Annotated in this window: 12 protein-coding genes; 7 read left to right on the top strand and 5 right to left on the bottom strand. The window is 64.5% G+C overall.

From position 1 onward, the window contains the following. Positions 1 to 7: 7 nt before the first annotated feature. Positions 8 to 928 (bottom strand): helix-turn-helix domain-containing protein, encoded by a 921-nt coding sequence (locus NYR58_RS03460; protein WP_378074601.1) that lies wholly within the window; start codon positions 926 to 928, stop codon positions 8 to 10. Between the two features lie 274 nt (positions 929 to 1,202). On the opposite strand from NYR58_RS03460, the gene NYR58_RS03455 reads away from it, so the two are divergent. Continuing rightward, a complete protein-coding gene (locus NYR58_RS03455; protein ID WP_261519071.1) occupies positions 1,203 to 3,218 on the top strand; it encodes an aldo/keto reductase in 2,016 nt (671 codons plus the stop codon). A 48-nt stretch (positions 3,219 to 3,266) separates the two neighbouring features. Here the strand turns inward: NYR58_RS03455 and NYR58_RS03450 are convergent, their stop codons facing one another. The 4 genes from NYR58_RS03450 to NYR58_RS03435 form a co-directional block, all read right to left on the bottom strand. Beyond that, on the bottom strand, positions 3,267 to 4,181 hold the full coding sequence (locus NYR58_RS03450) for a dihydrodipicolinate synthase family protein (RefSeq protein WP_378074602.1): 915 nt from the start codon (positions 4,179 to 4,181) through the stop codon (positions 3,267 to 3,269). Between the two features lie 397 nt (positions 4,182 to 4,578). Further along, positions 4,579 to 5,976 (bottom strand): vanillate/3-O-methylgallate O-demethylase, encoded by a 1,398-nt coding sequence (gene ligM / locus NYR58_RS03445; RefSeq protein ID WP_261519070.1) that lies wholly within the window; start codon positions 5,974 to 5,976, stop codon positions 4,579 to 4,581. A 584-nt stretch (positions 5,977 to 6,560) separates the two neighbouring features. Continuing rightward, the gene (locus NYR58_RS03440) at positions 6,561 to 7,037 is read right to left on the bottom strand and encodes an enolase C-terminal domain-like protein (RefSeq protein ID WP_261519069.1); all 477 of its coding nucleotides are present in this window, start codon (positions 7,035 to 7,037) and stop codon (positions 6,561 to 6,563) included. Then, positions 7,012 to 7,413: a hypothetical protein gene (locus tag NYR58_RS03435; RefSeq protein WP_261519068.1), complete on the bottom strand. Its 402-nt coding sequence runs from the start codon at positions 7,411 to 7,413 to the stop codon at positions 7,012 to 7,014. The genes NYR58_RS03440 and NYR58_RS03435 overlap by 26 nt, the downstream gene beginning before the upstream one ends. A gap of 499 nt (positions 7,414 to 7,912) precedes the next feature. Here NYR58_RS03435 and NYR58_RS03430 point away from each other — a divergent pair, with 499 nt between their 5' ends. The 6 genes from NYR58_RS03430 (at position 7,913) to NYR58_RS03405 (ending at position 14,822) form a co-directional block, all read left to right on the top strand. Continuing rightward, positions 7,913 to 8,866 carry a GGDEF domain-containing protein gene (locus NYR58_RS03430; RefSeq protein ID WP_261519067.1) on the top strand — a complete coding sequence of 318 codons (954 nt, stop codon included), beginning with the start codon at positions 7,913 to 7,915 and terminating at the stop codon, positions 8,864 to 8,866. A 302-nt stretch (positions 8,867 to 9,168) separates the two neighbouring features. Beyond that, entirely contained in the window at positions 9,169 to 10,281 is a 1,113-nt protein-coding gene (locus NYR58_RS03425; RefSeq protein WP_261519066.1) for a helix-turn-helix transcriptional regulator, read from the top strand. 237 nt (positions 10,282 to 10,518) lie between these two features. Further along, positions 10,519 to 12,975, top strand: a complete 2,457-nt coding sequence (locus NYR58_RS03420) for a peptidoglycan-binding domain-containing protein (RefSeq protein WP_261519065.1) — start codon at positions 10,519 to 10,521, stop codon at positions 12,973 to 12,975. A 212-nt stretch (positions 12,976 to 13,187) separates the two neighbouring features. Then, positions 13,188 to 13,694 (top strand): hypothetical protein, encoded by a 507-nt coding sequence (locus tag NYR58_RS03415; RefSeq protein ID WP_261519064.1) that lies wholly within the window; start codon positions 13,188 to 13,190, stop codon positions 13,692 to 13,694. Between the two features lie 56 nt (positions 13,695 to 13,750). Continuing rightward, on the top strand, positions 13,751 to 14,320 hold the full coding sequence (locus NYR58_RS03410) for a hypothetical protein (protein WP_261519063.1): 570 nt from the start codon (positions 13,751 to 13,753) through the stop codon (positions 14,318 to 14,320). A 148-nt stretch (positions 14,321 to 14,468) separates the two neighbouring features. Then, a complete protein-coding gene (locus NYR58_RS03405) occupies positions 14,469 to 14,822 on the top strand; it encodes an SH3 domain-containing protein (protein WP_261519062.1) in 354 nt (117 codons plus the stop codon). The last annotated feature ends 329 nt before the right edge of the window (positions 14,823 to 15,151 follow it).

Raw genomic sequence — 15,151 nt, 5'->3', positions numbered from 1 at the left:
CGGCTTGCTAAAGCCGTTCTTGCGGGGCGGCGGCAAGGGGCATCTGCGGGCGGGTGCGCAGGCGCTGGCGGAAGTCGGAGGGACTCATGCCGGCGATCTTGCGGAAACATTTGGTAAAAGCCGACAGCGAGCCGAAGCCGCTGTCCATGGCCACCCGCAGCACATTGGCGTCCTCCTGCATGAGCAGCGCCTGGGCGTAGGAGAGCCGGAGCAGGCTCACATATTCGTTGAGCGTCATGCCGGTGGATTTCTTGAAGACGCTCATGGCGTATTTGGGATGGATGTCGGCCGACAGCGCAATGGCGGTGGAATCGATGTCGTGGCGGAAGTTTTCCGCGATGAAGGCGCAGATGCGCCCGATATTGTGAAAGCTCGTGCGGTCCGGCGCTTCGGCCCTCGTCAGCGGCCTGCCGGGGCTTTCCAGAAGCCGGTGCGGCTCGAAGCGGATGCGTTCGATACGCAGGAGAAGCTCGTCGATGGCGTGGTTGATGCGCGCTTCCTCGCCCGAGCAGAGATAGCGCGACCAGCGATTGAAGTCGGCATCGTCGCTCCCGCCCGGGCTGCCGGTGACGAGCGTTGCCCCACGCATCAGCTTCTGCTGCATCTGTGCCGTCAGCCGCAGGCGGAAGAAATGCACCAGCGGCAGATGGATGGCGACATACCAGGCGTCCTCGGAAGTATCCACCACCTGATGCGGCAGCCCGCCCCAGAACAGGCACAGGTCCCCTGCCCTCAGCTTCGCGTCGTGGCCGTGCATGCGATAGTCTACCCGGCCACGAAAGACGTAGTTGATCTCCACCTGGGCATGCCAGTGCGCGGTACGCATGATGCCCGGCTGCTGGTGGCTGACCACGAGGCTGTTGGGAACCTTCTCGACGGTGCTCTTGGCGGGCTCCCAATAGCGCTTGCCGGCTATCTTACCATCCAACGACTCCGCCTTCCCTTTGAAAGTGACGCGACGAAAGCTTGCCTTAAGCTATGGGAAGCCCGGTCTTCGGGCAACAGGAAAGGGAGGATTCCATGCGCACCACAATCGGCCGCGCCACCCTGGCGTTTGCCCTGATGGCGGGCGGTACCCCGGCATTTGCCCAATCCTTCGAGATCAGCATCTGAAGCTCGAACATCGCCGCTGCGGCGCTCGAAGCCTCCGGCGCACGCCTGCGCTGACAATGTCCATTCCAGAAAAGGAAATCTTGCCTCCCATGACCTCCTCCTCGAAACTGCGCTGGGGCATTCTCGGCCCCGGAAACATCGCCAAGGCTTTTGCCGGCGGCATCGCCCACTCCGAGACAGGCACGCTTGCGGCCATCGGGGCGCGCCGGCCGGACGATCCGCGCTACGGCCGGGATTTTCCCGGCGCGCGCGTGGTTGCGGGCTATCAGGCGCTCCTTGAGGACCCGGACGTGGAAGCGGTCTATATCGCCACGCCGCACCCCCTGCATGCCGAGTGGGCCATCAAGGCCGCGCGGGCGGGCAAGCACGTCCTGTGCGAGAAGCCGTTTGCGCTCTCGGCCCATGAGGCCGATGCCGTCTTTCACGAAGCGCGCAAGGCCGGCGCCTTCATGGGCGAGGCCTTCATGTACCGTTTCCATCCGCAGACCGCGAAGCTGGTGGAGCTGGTGGCTGGCGGTGCCATCGGCAAGGTGCGGATGATCAAGTCCAGCTTCGGCTTTGCCATGCCCGCCGTCATGCCGGAGCACCGGCTCTATGCCAATCGTCTGGCCGGTGGCGGCATTCTGGATGTCGGCTGCTATCCGGTCTCCATGGCGCGGCTTCTGGCCGGCGCGGTGGAGGGCCGCCCCTTTCTCGATCCGGTGAAGGTGGCCGGCACCGCGCATCTGGGCGCGACGGGGGTGGACGAGTGGGCCTCGGCCATCCTGCATTTCGAGAACGACATCATCGCCGAGGTCTCCTGTTCGATCTCGCTGTCCCAGGACAACATGTTGCGCATCTTCGGCACGCAGGGGCGCATCGAGGTGGCCGATTTCTGGTTTGCAGGCGGCAAGGAGGGCGGCATCGGCAACATCGAGATCATCCGCCCCGACGGGACACGCGAGACCGTAGCCGTGGCCGAGGAGCGTTGGCTCTACGCCTTCGAGGTGGACGCGGTGGCCGCGGCCGTGCATGCCGGGCGGCAGGCCTTCACCAGCCCCGGCATGAGCTGGGACGACACGCTCGGCAACATGCGCGCACTCGACCGCTGGCGCGCCGCGGCAGGGCTCGTCTACGAGATCGAGAAGCCGGCGCTGCGGCGCACCACGCTGGCCGGCGAGCGGCTGCAAAGGCGCAGCGAGACGATCGCCCGAAAGACATTGCCCGGGATTGCCAAGCCGTTGAGCCAGGTGGCGCTCGGCTTTGAGGACTTTCCCGATTTCGCGAGCGCCGCAATCCTGCTCGACGCCTTCTTCGAGGCGGGCGGCAATGTCTTCGACACCGCCTTCATCTATGGCGGCGGACGCACCGAGGCGATCCTCGGTGCGTGGCTCGAAAGCCGCGGCGTGCGCGACGAGGCGGTGGTGATCGGCAAGGGGGCACATTCGCCGCTTACCTACCCCGATGTGATCGCCCGGCAGCTCGATCAGTCCCTGGAGCGGCTGAAGAGCGACCATGTGGACATCTATTTCATGCACCGCGACAACCCGGACGTGCCGGTGGGGGAGTTCGTCGATGCCATGGATGCCGAGGTCAGGGCCGGCCGCATCCGCGGGCTGTTCGGCGGCTCCAACTGGTCGATGGAGCGCATGCAGGAGGCGATCGACTATGCCCGAAGGAATGGCCGGACGGCGCCCGGCGTCCTATCCAACAACTTTTCGCTGGCGCAGATGATCGACCCCATCTGGCCGGGCTGCGTGAGCGCCTCGGACGGGGCGTGGAAGGCGTGGCTCACCGAACGCCAGATCCCCAACTTCGCCTGGTCGAGCCAGGGGCGTGGCTTCTTTACCGAGCGGGCGGGACGGGACAAGCGCGACAATGAGGAGCTGGTGCGCTGCTGGTACAGCGAGGACAACTTTGTCCGCCGCGACCGCGCCGAGGAGATGGCGCGGGCCCGCGGCGTCAAGCCGATCCATGTGGCGCTGGCCTATGCGCTTGCCCAGCCCTTCCCCGTGGTGCCGCTCATCGGCCCGCGGCGTCTTATGGAGCTCGACGACAGCCTGACGGCACTGGCGCTTGAGCTGTCGCCGGCGGAGGTGCGCTGGCTGGAGACGGGGGAGCACTGAGACGTTGACAGCCGTCAACGGCGCCGCCGGCGGGCACGAGCTCTCGCCTCAGGCCAGTTCCGCCATGGCAGAGCGCAGATCGGCCGCCTGGGTGTCGTCAAGGGGGCTCAACGGCGGGCGCACGCGGCGCCAGGCGGCCTTGCCGGTCCGCGCCGCGAGCATGGCCTTGATCGAGGGGATCTGGGGATAGCGATTGGCAAGGGTGCGCCAGGCGACGATGCGCTCCTGGGTGGCGGCGACCTCGTCCGCTCTCGCCGGATCCGCGAAATGGTCGAAGACGGTACGCAGATCCGGCGCGATAAGGTTGGCCGTGGCGGTAATGCAGCCGGCACCGCCGGCGTCAAGCAGCGGCAGCATCAGCGGGTCGGCGCCCGAGAGCACGGCAAAGCCTGGCACGGCGGCAAGCACCGCCTTCATGTTCTCGATGTCGCCGCCCGAATCCTTGATGCCCACCACCGTGCCCGGATAGGCGGCGGCAAGCCGCTCGATGAGCGGCACGGACAGCGCCACACCGGACATTTGCGGGATGTGATAGAGAAGCACCTGGAGCCGTGCGTCGCCCACACGCTCGATGATCTCGGCATAGGCGGCGAAGAGGCCATCGTCGCTTACCCCCTTGTAGTAGAAGGGCGGCAGCATGAGCACGCGCGTAATGCCGAGCTCCAACGCATCCTTCGTGAGCGCCACCGTGTCGGGAATGGCGGGCGTGCCCGTGCCGGGGATGAGGTGACCGGGCTCAAGCCCCGCCTCCAGGGCCGCCTCGAGAATGCTGCGGCGCTCGGCGCGCGAGAAGGAGTTCGCCTCGCCAGTCGTGCCGAGCACGGCCAGCCCGTCGCATCCCTGGTCCATGAGCCGCCGGCAATGGGTCTTGAAGAGAGCGAGATCGGGCGAAAGGTCCTCTCCCACGGGCGTGGCGGCCGCTGCAAAGACGCCGGAAATGGCAGGCGAGGGCACATTCATCATCACAGGCTCCGCTGGTTGTTTCGCTGCACCCCATCCAGCCGCAGCGGGCGGAGGCACCATGCATGCTGATATGCCCCGCCTTGGCCGGCGCGGCAATATCCGCGACGTTGGCACGGCTTTCCTTTGCGCGGCGGGCGGATGGCTGCGCCGGAATGACGCACTGCACAAAAATGCAAGGGAGCTATGCATTCAAGCCCTTCAAAAGGCGCCTTTGAGCGCCTATGTAAGGGTCAAGTTCTCGACGGGGCTCTTCCTCCTCCCAAGCCCTGGCGAGCTTGGCCAGCACTTCTCCTCCTCCCAAAGCGCTGGCCATTTCTAAAGGCGCCTGCCGGACCTCCTCCCCCGGCAGGCGCTTTTTTATCCACCTTGCGACGCGACGGTTGAACGCTCAGCCAGCCTATACCGCCTGGCGCGTACGCCAGCTTTCAGCGTAGGATTCGCGGGCGTCGCGGGCGTAGGGCACCGGCGAGACCTTGACGCGGATTTCCACCTGTTTGTGCGCTTCGACGGTGGTCTTGCCGGTGCCGCCGCCTTCCTCTCCCCACACCAGGGTGAGCACCTCGCCGAGCGCGATGTCGGGGTCCACCGTGCCGAGCGAGAGCATCGAGCGTTCATTGAAGGAATAGCCCGAGAACATGGACAGGCCCACGGTCCTGCCGTTCTTCATTACCTTATCGTAGCTGGAAGAGGCGTAGTTGGACAATGGCAGATCTATGTATTTGTAGTTGTCGATGCCGGGCTCCATCATGGAGCGGAACACCCGTGCCACGTCATCGGCGTTCCACGCGAAGGTGACCTTGCGGCGGTGCGGTTTACCGGCGATCTTTTCCAGCGCCGCGCGGCCGATGAAATCGTGATCGAACTTGACGAAGGGGCCATAACCCATCTCGTAGGGGGTCAGGTAATAGTCCTCGATGTTGTCGGAGACGAAGCTGCCGCCGATCGAGCCTGTCGCCTCATAGCCGTCGGCCGGCAGCCATTGCCGATAGGCCTTCATTTCCTCGCCCGTATAGACGGCCGGCAGCGGCGAGGGAATCCAACCTGATTCCAGCGTGTTGGTGGCATAGGCGCGGGAACCGACGGGAACGATGCCGAACTCCGCGCCTGCTTCGAGGATGGCGGCGCGCACCTCCTCGCCCTCCTCATAGGGTCCCCAGATCTCCAGCCCCGGCGCGCCGGACATGCCGTGGCGCAGGCAGCGCACCGGGCGCCCGGCAATGCTGATGGTGCCCATGTTGAAGAACCTGACCTCGGGCAAGGGGCCGCCGTTCAGCCTCTCCAGGATCGCCCAGGCCCTGGGACCCTGGATCTGATAGCGGTAGCGCCGCCGCACGACCGGCCGGCCCATGGGACGGGCGGGCGAGCGATCGTCGCGGTCGAGCCGCACGTCATAGCCGCCGGTCTCTCCATGGAACTGAACCCAGTTGATGGCCGGCGCGCGGCCGACGATGAGGCACTGGTTCTCGGCCAGGTGGAACAGGATGACGTCGCCGATGACATGGCCGCTGTGGCTGACTGGCACGAATTGCTTGGCCCTGTCGACGGGAAAGTTGGCAAAGCTGTTGACCCCCAGATGCGACAGGAGCTTCAGCGTGTCCGGCCCCTCGATCATCAGCTCGGCCATGTGGTGCGACTGGTCGAACAGCACCGCCGTCTCGCGCCATGCACGCTGTTCGTCGCGCCAATTGGTGAACTCCGCCGGCACCACCGGGTAGACATAGGCGCCGATCTGCGAGTTGCGTAGCATGTCGACCGGATTGCCGGCGCGAGCGAGCTTTTCTTCCAGATTCTGCATGACCTCCTCCCTGCAATGCGCGATGCGGCAGTTGGGCACCGACTTGACGGCCGCAGGCTGGCACCGTCGCCTCCGCGATTGTCATGTATACATATTGCACCTGCCTGCTGCTCTGTCAATCGATCCGACTTCCCAGAGAACGCATTCCCACCGGAGGCGGCGCAACGATTTTTAGGCGTTTGAATATTCATACTTTTTATGGATTCCGTTCAGGGAAAGAGCCTCGGATCCCGCAACATTGCGATTTGAGATGACGGGTAAAAACGGCGATTCAGAACCAGAGAAAGAGGACCTTCCATCGAAATAGTGTATACTTTTGAAGCATGCCACTGGTGCGAGGGCGGCTGATCGGCAGCATTCTGACGGTTTCAGCGGGCCAGGCTTCGGCTATTGAGACGGTATTGATGCGGCCTCTTCGGGATGGATGCTTCGCGTGATGCTGGAGCCGATGCAGATTGCCATTCTCTTTGCCTGCCTGGCGGGCGGGGGTATCCTCAAGGGGCCACGGGCCGGTGCGGGACCCAGCGCAATTCGGCGCTGCGGCCGAGAAACCCTGTTTCGTACAAAACGGCTGTCGCGTCGCGTTACCAGTTCGCGATACGACCGTCGGACAGAATGGCATCCAAGGCGGGAGTCCGTTCCTTCTCGAACGGATGGCGGGCGGCTGCTTTCTCGTCCACTTCAATTCCAAGCCCCGGGGAGGTCGGCACCTGCCATGCCCCTTTGTTGAGCGCAAGGGGATAGCTCGAACATATCTCCTCGAACCAGGGAACGACGCCCACCGCCTCCTGCTGGATAACGAAGTTCGGTGTCGCAAAGTCGACATGCAGCGCCACCGCTCCCGCTACGGGTCCCGTCGGGTTGTGAGGCGCCACGCGCATATGCGCCGCTTGTGCAATGGCGGCGATCCGGCGTCCGCCGGACAGGCCGCCGCATTGAGCCAGGCCCGGCTGTACGTAGGCGACTGCCCGCTTCTCTGCCAGGTCCAAGAACTCGCGCAGCGTGAACAGGCGCTCGCCGGTCGCATGCGGGCAGTCAACGCGGCGCGCAAGATCGGCCATCGCCGATACATCGCCGGGCTGGATCGGCTCCTCGATGAAAAGCGGCCTGAGTGGCCCGCGCCATCCGGGCAGAGAGATGCTCGATCCGCATCGGATTCTCGGCGACGACGAACGGCGCGAGATCTTCGATCGCGCCCGTCACTGCTCGTGTCTTCCATTCCAGCGTCGCCTCGCCCCATTCGTTGAGCGTTTGTGCCGTCAGCCGACCATCCTGGCCGCGATGGACAACAAGGCCGCCCGGCGCGATGGGTGTTCCCGTTGCGATCCAAAACACTCCGAACCGCACGGACGCGGACATCAAATGAAAAATCGATTCGTCGAAGTGCGAATGATGGCTCCACCCGCTCAGAAGTGGAACCCAAGGCAAACCCGGCATAGCCTATTCAGGGCACACCCGCGAAAGCCGGCGCCCCCGGGAACCGGGGGCATTGCCTGAGCGCCGGCCCTGCGGTTGCCTTGGACGGTCCGCAGCGATTCGTAACCTTGCACAAGTGGTAGAAGACGTCCAGCATGGCCGGAGCGCGGACAGGCGGCGGAACGGACTGCGCCGGAATGACGCACTGCACAAAAATGCAAGGGAGCTATGCATTCATGCTCTTCAAAACCGGGCAGGAAGCGATTATGTACGCGCCAAGTTCTCGACGGGGTTCTCCTCCTCCCATCCCCGCCGAGCTTGGCCAGCATTCTTCCTCCTCCTCCCACAGTGCTGGCCATTCATAAGAGCGCCTGCCGGACCTCCTCCCCCGGCAGGCGCTTTTTGTTTGCCGGAATGGTCTCGAGCGCCGGGCGTGCGGGGGTTCCGTAATATTTAGTCGAACAATCAACGCTTCCTTCATGACCTTCCGCTACTCCTCTCGCGCGGGGAGGCGGCAAGGATGACGGACTGGCTCTCGAGACACCAGCTGGCGGACGCTGTCCTCGATGCGTTGACAGCCAGCATTTGCGTGGTTGACGAGAACGGCACGATTGTTGCGACCAACGAGGCCTGGCGCCGGTTTGCGCGGCAGAACGGGGGAAGCGGCTCCTATCTCGGCGTCAACTATGCCGAGGTCTGTTTCAGGGCCGCCAGTTCGGGCCAAAGCCCCGCCCGGCGGTTCGGCCAGGCCGTCCGCGATGTCTTGACGGGAAGCCGGGAGCACTTCGAGGCCGAATATCCTTGCCATGCGCCGGACGAGCGGCGGTGGTTTCTGGGGCGGGTGACCCCGCTTGTCCTTGATCCGGGCGAAGATGGCACCGCCCGCGTCGGTGCGGTCATCTCGCACCAGGACATTACCGAGCGCAAGCTGCTCGAACTGAAGCTCAGGAGACTTGCCGAGACGGACGAGCTGACGGGGCTCAAGAACCGCTGGAAGTTCATGGAGCTGGCGGACAAGACGCTCAATCTCGTACGGCGGGGGGAGATGAAGGCGAGTCTCATTCTCCTCGACCTCGACCATTTCAAGAGCATCAACGATACCCACGGCCACGCGGCCGGAGACGAAGCGTTGAGGGTCACGGCGCGGCAGCTCAAGCGCGTTGCGCGCCGCCACGACCATGTGGCCCGCATCGGCGGCGAGGAATTCGCCATCATCCTCTCGCAGACGGACGAATGGGGTGCGATCATGATGGCGGAGCGGATCCGCACCGCCATGCACAGCTGCACGATTGCCGCGGGCAAGAGCCGGTTTTCGCTGACGGCGAGCCTCGGTGTGAGCGAGTTCGACATTGCCGACAGCGACGCCGGCGAAACGCTGGCCCGTGCCGACAAATCGCTCTACCGGGCCAAGGATGAGGGACGCAACTGTGTGCGCGCCTCAAGCCTTGCAACGGTGACCCCGCAGGTGGCCTAGGCGCTGTCGAAAACGCGAGCCCCGGCAGAAACCACTCCGCATCACTGCAAGGCGCTCCCCTGGTTTCTGGCGATGGAGCTCGATGGTTTGCGCCGTGTCTTTCTGGACGCCATGGCCGTGCTCGTAGAATCAGGCCGGGCTGTTTGCGGCGTCGGTGCCGCCAAATCTCAGTTCCTGCTGCCCCTCGCCGAGTTTGGCGCAGAGGCTTGCGAAGGCGGCCTGCTCGTTCGGTCTAATGCCTTTGGGCAGGTGCACCGCATTGCCCGCTTCCCTATGCTGCAAGCAGCGGGGGAGAGAAAGACATGTCACTATCCCAGGCGGACGAGAGACGGCTTCTGCGCCTTTATGATGCGGCTGTCGCACCGCAGCTTTGGCCGGATATTCTCCAGGATCTTGCGCGCAGTGTCGATGCGGTCGGCTGCTGCTTTGCCATCGACAACGTGAAGGAAACACTCATCGCACCGCCGATGTCGCCGGAGCTTCGCGATCCCCTCACGGATTTCGTTGAGGGAGGTTGGTACGCGCATGACCTTCGCGGCCGCAGGGGATGGCCGCTCTTGAAGACGGGCCGATGCGTTCTCATCGAGCATGACGTTTCAACGGAGGAAGAGAGGCAGAAGGAAAGCTACTACAACGAGTGGCTGCGGCCCTGGGACCTGCCATGGTGGTCGGCTGTGGGTTTCGCGTGCGGGGAAAGCCTGCTTGCTCTGGCGCTTCTTCGCAATGCGCGGCAGGGCGCCTTCACGCGCACCGAAGCGGCAAGACTCTCTGCATGGCGGCCGCATCTCAAGCGGGCCGTCTCGCTTGCGCAGCTGCTGTCACAGCGCCAGGCAGATTCGGTGCTGGCAACCCTGCAGCATCTCGAACGTGCCGCCTTCATCGTCGACATGCGGGGCCGCGTCAGCCAGTTGAACGATGCCGCCGAGGCATTGCTGGGCGGCGAACTGGAGCTTCACTGCGGCCGCCTCCGGGCCGTCAGGCGCAATGATGATCTGAGGCTGCAGGGCCTTGTCGCGGCAGTGCTTGCTCCACCCTTTCCCAGCGGCACCGTCACTGAGGAGCCAATTCTGATCGGAAGTGCTGAAGCCGGAGGAGGATTGCTGGTCGAGGCGCTGCCAACCTCAGGACTCCTGCAGGATGTGTTTGTCGGAACGCGCGCGCTGCTTGTGGCAACGGGTCTGGGGCCTCGCAAGGCGCCACCGGAGGAGAGGCTGCGCAGGCTCTTCAAGCTGACGGCATCCGAGGCCGCTGTTGCGACCAGAATGGCGGTCGGACGCAACGTTCAGGAAACCGCCGAGTCGCTGTCGATTGCCACCGGCACCGTGCGCAATCACCTGAAGGCGATCTTCGCAAAGACCGGCACGCACCGGCAAAGCGAGCTGGTGGCGCTCGTCCAGAGAATCCGGCTGCGCTGAATCACCATTCCGTTGTGCGCTGCGCCGCCGATCACGCCCAGAGAGAGGTTTGGGGGCGGCGTAGCCCATTTGGGACATGTGGGCCGCGCATGGTCTTGCCATTCTGCATACTGGTGCGCGCGCCGAAGTCTTTCACCGCTGGCGTTGTGCAAGCCGGCATTCCCCCATGGGGCGCGCGCACCACGGGCGAGCCACAGCGGGCTGTCGTTGGGAGCATCGCCCCGGGAGGCCAGGAACATGCGTGTGCCGATCCTGTTTGTGGTGGCGATCGCTCTTGCGCAGACCGCACCGGCTCTCGCTCAATCGGGAGACGAGATGGAGCTGCAGCGATGCGTCTGGGCGTGCCTTGCCCGCTCGTCCGGCAATGAAGACCCCGCCTACCATGCTTGTGTGGAAAACGTCTGCCTTGCCAAGAAACCCCGGGACCGGGAAAAATCCCAGTCCGTCGTTCCGAGCTTCGAACGGCCTGATCGATCCACTGTGGGTTTCGTTCAGCGACGTCTGGCCGAACTGGGCTTCGAGCCTGGCCCCGTTGACGGCATCTATGGGCAGAAGACGCGGGCGGCGGTGAGGGCCTTCCGCCGGTCTCGCGGCCTCGATGAGGCCGGCGGCATCGACGAAAATCTGCTGACGATCCTTCGCGTCACCGGCAAGGATACGTCTGGTGGACAAGGGGGGTTGCCGGAGGCCCGCGGCAAGACGGGACCCGATGACGACCTGCCCAATCAGCTTTCCTGTGCGTCGCGGCCTGCCGAGGTGGATTTTTCGCGCCCAAACGTCGTACCTCCCACAAGCGTGGAGGCCGAGGGTTCCTCGGTGTTCTATTCGCACGACAGCGACATCATCCGCATCGATCCCGGCAGCATTGCCAACAACCATTTCGCCGGCGCCGGCGACGACCTGATCTATGTGGACGGTCCAAAGGTGGCCACGCAGGTGCTGGCCGAGAATGGCGGCGATACGGTCCTGTTGTGCGCCATCGGCGAGGTGACCACCACAGTGGTTCTCGGCCCCTATGATCTGGCTGCCGACACGGTGTTCATCGACACGAGCGTCTTCGCCGAATCTCCCGGAGAAGCCGCCCGGATTGCCATTCACGAATTCAATCCCGTCACCGATCGTGTCGTCATACGCGTTCCGGAGGGAAGCGACGTCTCGTTCGGGACCAGCCTTTTTCGGACCGTTCTGCCGATCCGGATCGGCCGCGTGCGCATCGAGCTTTATCCGGCCCTTGTTGCCGGGCGGATTGACGATGCCATTCATGAGGCCGTTTCGATTGCAACGGCAGACGGAGGGCGCATCCCACTGCCGGATCTTGGTTTCTCTCCCCCTGAAACAATCGAGGGGGAAATGCGTGTCACCGCCCGGGCGGTGACGCTGGCGGGCGGCGGGAGCGGCGATCTGGCCAGTTTCCGTTCCTGCCCCGCACCCGATGCAATTTCCGACCCGGCCACGCCGCGCCCGATGTATGCTTGGGATAAGGACCGCGGCCTTGAGTACAGCGGGCAGGACGATGTTGTCGTCCACCGCAATCGGCCGTCGACCGGTCTGGTGCACACCGGGGCAGGCGACGACCTCATCTATATCTATGAGGCGATTTCCGGCCTGATGTTCGATGGCGAGGCCGGTGCGGACACGTTCGTGCTCTGCACGCCGGCGCCCGACGGGCTTTCCCTGACCCTGGGTCTCGGCTCCTGGGCAGGCCCCGATATCGACGCGGACACCGTGATTGTCGCACCTGCCATGTTCGAGGCCGTCGCGCCGGGGCATCGCCGGAAATTTTCCTTCCATTCGTTCAACCCGGTGAACGATCGGCTGATATTGCGCCTCCCCGAGAACGCATCCGTTTCCTACGGCGACCAACAGAACGGGGCTGTCTTGATCAGGGCCGGGGCCGCCGACATCTCCCTTCATCGCTCGGACGATTGGCTGTCCACGCCTTTCGACTGGGATTCGGTGATCCTTGTCGGGGAAGACCACGTGCCCGCCGAGGCGGCAAGGACCGTGCAGCCGGGTCCTGCGCAGCCCGTGGATTGGCGGCTTGGCGAACCACGGACATATGGCGGCCATCCAGCAGAACCCGTGCAACTCGACCCGGATTGCGCCGAAATGCGCGATCCGCAGGCCGGCCTGTCACTCAGCAGCTCCCTTGAGCGGCGAACCGGGAAAGCTGCTGAGCGGCCCATCCCCGAAGACGAAGAGTGGCTCTATTTCAGCCATGATGACGATCTCATCCGCATCGGCAGGGATGAGACGACAGAAGCGGTGAACGTCCATGCGGGGCGGGAGGACGATGCAATCTACATGTTCGATGTCGGCGACGGCCTGACGGTTTTCGCCGATGCCGGTGCGGATACGCTGGTTGTCTGCTCGATGCTTGGCGTCAGCCTCGGACTTTCGCTGCCCCTGGACCGGTTCGCCGACCGCATCGTGATCGAGCCTGCCGTATTCCTGAACGTTCCGCCCGGCATTCCGCGTACGATCCTGATCAATGGGTTTGCATCGGTGAACGACCGGCTGGAGCTGCGGGTGCCGGCGAGCCTGCAGATTGAAGGTGTGAACATGCAGGGCGGCGGCGGCGTCAGCTTTCAGGCTGGGGGCGTGACCATTGTCGTCCACGATGGGTTTCCGGAGGTTGGAACGCTCGTGCTCCAATCTCAAGCCATTTCCGTTGTCACGGCTGATCCGCGATGAGCACCATGTCCATCATCCAACGCGCGATCTGCAGCACGGCACTGGCGCTTGTGCTCACCTGCTCCCGGGGCGTCCCTGCGGGCGCAACCGAGCAGGCCGCAGAGCTCACGATTGCAGGCCTGAGGGCCGAGGAGCCGACCCGGCTTCGCTGCCCTCCCCTTGATGCCGGGGGTTCGTTCGCCAAGCCTCTGCGAACAGGCCCAGCACCGGAGATGATTGTCACGGCTGCCTATTCCGACGATGGGGATCTTGTCCGACTGGTTGGCGAGGATGCCGCCGCAATATCCGATCTCGGACCGGGTGACGATGCCGTGCTGCTCTACGATACCGGCGTGGGACAGCAGGTGCGCGGGGGAAGCGGGGCTGACACCTTCCTGTTGTGCTCCATGAAGGACCTTTCCGTGACGCTGACGCTCGGCTCCTTTAGCGGACGAGACGCCGTTGCTGATGTGGTGATCATCGAGGCCGCCGTCTTTGCGGACATCCCGACGGGAATGTTCCGGCGCATCGACATCTTCGAGTTCGACCGGGACACCGATCGGATCATCATCCACGCACCGCGGGCGCTGATTGGCGCGAGGCGGGCCGCCATTGAGTTGCAGGGTGTTCGCGTGGGCGATGTCTTTGTGAGGATCTATCGCCACGACCGGCTCGGCACGGAACGAAGGAGCTTCGACCCCGAGGAGGGTGTCGTCTACGTGCCCGCCGGGGAGCGGTAGGGCTATTTTGACAACCGCTGTGACACCGCCCATCTGTCGCAACAGGAGGACCCGCGATGCAGGAGGACTTCCATAGCCCATACCACCCCTACAACGAGGCGGGGCGAACGGCGGAAGGTCGCCTGATCTACGAGGAAGGGCAGCGGCGGGCGCAGCAGGCGGAGAACGCCCGGGCGCGCTTTCCGGCGGGCACCAATGTCGAGCTTCCAGCCTTCGGCAAGAAGTTTCTCGGATTCGGCCTTGTTCTCCTGGGGCTCTGGATTGCGCCCGGCGCAGGCGCATCGGTCAGCGCATGGATCCTGCCTTGCGGGCTTCTGGCGCTGGGCGCTTTGGGGTTCTTCAAGGGCATCCGTGAAAGCCGGGAGGCCGGCTGGCAGCCCTTTGCGCGGATTCCGGGCCCGCGTGGCAGCGCGCTGCGGATGATCTGGGCGTTGCGTCCCCGTTCCTGGATGATTGCCTGGGCCGCAATCATTGGCGCCTTCGCGCTATGGGGCGCACCCAATCTGCGCATCGCCTATGGTCCCGGCACTTGCACCTATTTCGGTCTGGGCGGAACCGCGACCGAGAGGGCTCACGGACCTTGCCCCCTCATAAAGATGATTGCGCTTGCAGCGAGGACGGGATGAGAAGAGTGGGATGCCCTGCCGTTCGCGTGGGCGGGCGCTGCGGGAGGTTGTCGCGACGGGCGATCTCCCTGCCGCGCCGGAGAGGCGGGCAGGACGCGTGCCCTCCGCCGCTTCGCCGACCGGATCTTCGACCCTGGAGCGAATTGCGATGCGCATGATGCTCAGGATTTTCGTTCTTTCCAGAGCGGTGTCGATTGGCTTGCTGCCGGCTGCCTTTCCGGCGGCGGCTCAGGTGCTGGATGTTCCCTTCGAGACCACGGGTGGCGATGGCCAGGCCGCGTGGTGTGCAAGCAGCATCGTGGCCGGCCTTGACCCGCAGGGCGACGGGTTTCTCGCGGTTCGTTCCGGCCCGGGGACCGAGTACCGGAAGATCGACGAGCTGCACAATGGGGACATCGTTTCGACGTGTGACGCACGCGGCCCCTGGATTGCCATCATCTATGGCCCCTCAAAGAGAAAGGGCTGGGTACACGGACGATGGCTGAAGGACATTGCAGGCTGATTGCATCCAGGAATCATCGCGGCGCAAGCCTCAACGGGTTGGACGGATGGCGGGCGTCGTCCTGATGTCCGCTGGAGGCAAATCCAGCCCTCGTGGGGCAATCATCCCAGAGGACAGGAGGGAACGGGCGCCGAACTTCCGGCTTCTCGGTTTCCGCAATGGGCGGACGCTGACCGTGACACGCCGAAACGGGGCTCATCGGTAGCCTGGGCTTCGATGTGCTGACGCGCGAGCCACCTGACGCAGACAATCCGATCTACCGTGTCGCAAGCCGACCCGATGTGGTTCTCACGCCTCACACGGCATGGGCGAGCGCCGAGGCCATGCGG

Origin of the sequence: Chelativorans intermedius, from assembly GCF_025398255.1 — a bacterium.
In the GTDB taxonomy this organism is placed as follows: domain Bacteria; phylum Pseudomonadota; class Alphaproteobacteria; order Rhizobiales; family Rhizobiaceae; genus Chelativorans; species Chelativorans intermedius.
This window is presented reverse-complemented; position numbering and strand designations above follow the sequence as displayed.